The 1820-nt window shown below is 33.8% G+C and carries 1 protein-coding gene, 2 tRNA genes and 2 pseudogenes; 3 read left to right on the forward strand and 2 right to left on the reverse strand.

Annotation, left to right across the window (positions count from 1 at the left end; translation table 11 throughout):
- Window positions 1-88: pseudogene (locus E4T71_RS08495) on the reverse strand (IS5/IS1182 family transposase); the annotation flags it as partial.
- Between the two features lie 91 nt (window positions 89-179).
- Window positions 180-296 (reverse strand): annotated as a pseudogene (locus E4T71_RS08500) (IS630 family transposase); the annotation flags it as partial.
- Between the two features lie 93 nt (window positions 297-389).
- On the opposite strand from E4T71_RS08500, the gene E4T71_RS08505 reads away from it, so the two are divergent.
- The 3 genes from E4T71_RS08505 to E4T71_RS08515 all read left to right on the forward strand — a co-directional run bounded on the left by E4T71_RS08505 (window position 390) and on the right by E4T71_RS08515 (window position 1578).
- Window positions 390-461: transfer RNA gene (locus E4T71_RS08505), tRNA-Glu, on the forward strand.
- A gap of 5 nt (window positions 462-466) precedes the next feature.
- Window positions 467-540, forward strand: a tRNA-Asn gene (locus tag E4T71_RS08510).
- A gap of 558 nt (window positions 541-1098) precedes the next feature.
- Window positions 1099-1578, forward strand: a complete 480-nt coding sequence (locus tag E4T71_RS08515) for a sigma-70 family RNA polymerase sigma factor (protein WP_135038894.1) — start codon at window positions 1099-1101, stop codon at window positions 1576-1578.
- Window positions 1579-1820 lie beyond the last annotated feature (242 nt).

Genomic DNA, 1820 nt, shown 5'->3' on the forward strand with positions numbered 1-1820 from the left:
CTAGCATTTTGTCAAAAGTTCTTCTCTCAACACCAACTAGGCGTTTAAAGCGTAAATCGGAAAGTTTTTTACTGGATTCATAATTCATGCTTCTATTTTATCATATCCTTGTTTCGCAGGAAGTCTAATTTGAGTTGCTAAAACCTTGATAAATCAACTGTTAGAATTTTAGAGATTCCCTTAAATCCTAATTTGCGAATTTCTGCCCAAACTTGCTCAATAGGATTCATTTCCGGAGTATAAGATGGGATAAACGAAAATTCTATATTTGCAGGAATCCTCAATGTCTATGATTTATCCTGAAGAATTTTATGTAAAAAATCAAAAAAATTTTGAAAAAGGCTTGCTATTTTTTCTCTAACCTGTTAGAATAATTATTGTTGAAAAGAGGTCCGTTGGTCAAGGGGTTAAGACACCGCCTTTTCACGGCGGTAACACGGGTTCGAATCCCGTACGGACTATACTTTCCGCCATAGCTCAGTTGGTAGTAGCGCATGACTGTTAATCATGATGTCGTAGGTTCGAGTCCTACTGGCGGAGTGATGAAGATCCCATCAAGGGGTCTTTTTTGTTTTTACAACAAAATTTTTGAAGAGGAGGTTTGTTTTTCTGGTTCTTTGTCAAGTTGTGTGGAATCCCTGAAAACTGACAATATAGAATAAAGACAATCTTCTTCCTCCCCTCCTTCCTTCAACGAGACCGTTATTATAGGGTTAGGAAATAAAGGGAAATAAAGAGACGCTTGCTAGAAATTGGAGGGTAAGCGTCCCTTCTTTTTTACATAACGGAATACTTCTGGTTTTTAGAGGTGCCCTAGAATTTTATAACACCTCAATCTTTTAGATATGACTCTAAAGGATTGAGGTATTTTTGATATATAAAAATATTAAGATCGTGTTTTATGCAAAAGCCAAGAGTACTATGGAATGAATAAGAGAGATTTTTCTTAATAGATCTTTTGCCTGAAATGTCAAATTTTTGCCTCAAATGATCCTTTTTTCTAATTTTATTTTCGAATAAAGAAGTAAAGCGACATCTTAGGAAATATCGCCCAAAGCTTCATAAGTATTTGATAGGATAAGAAGGAAAGGATACATTATGAATTTTGAATCAACGTATAAAAAAGTTCGTGGAACAGTTTTGAAATGTCATCGGGAATTTTATTTACACTTATGGGATACCTGTGACTGGGAGCAAGAAGGAATGATGGTTTTGTACTATTTAATTAAAAGTAATCCAATTGTTTTAAAAGATGATGAGAAATTACATGTATATTTTAAGACGAAATTTCGGAACCATATTATTGATAAGGTGAGAATGCAGGAAGCTAAGAAACGTACACTCGATAATAAGACTTATGTAGAAGTTTCTGAAGTTGGACACTTATTAGCTGAAACGGGATTATATATGGATGAATTAGTTCTCTTTAAGAATCGAATGTTAGAATACAGACAGACACTAACAGAACAAGAATTAGATAATTATCAACGGTTGATTAGTAATCAATGTTTTAAGGGGAGGAAAAAAATGCTGAGAGAGATGGCGTCTTATTTTGAAGAATTTGATCCAAGAAAGTAACTCTTTCAAATGACTGATATCAGTTTTACAGGAGGAATTTTAAAGAATTTCAAAAAAATATTATTTTTTTCAAAAAAAGTGTTGACAGTTTTTGAGGTCGGTGATATACTTAGATAGTTGTCTCGTGAGAGGCATGACCTTTGAAAACTGAACAAGACGAATACCAATGTGTGGGTAGTAGAAATACTACCTGTCAATGAAAAAAGCAATAAATCTGTCAGTGACAGAAATGAGCAGTAGCT

Source organism: Streptococcus sp. WM07, assembly GCF_004570525.1.
GTDB lineage: Bacteria > Bacillota > Bacilli > Lactobacillales > Streptococcaceae > Streptococcus.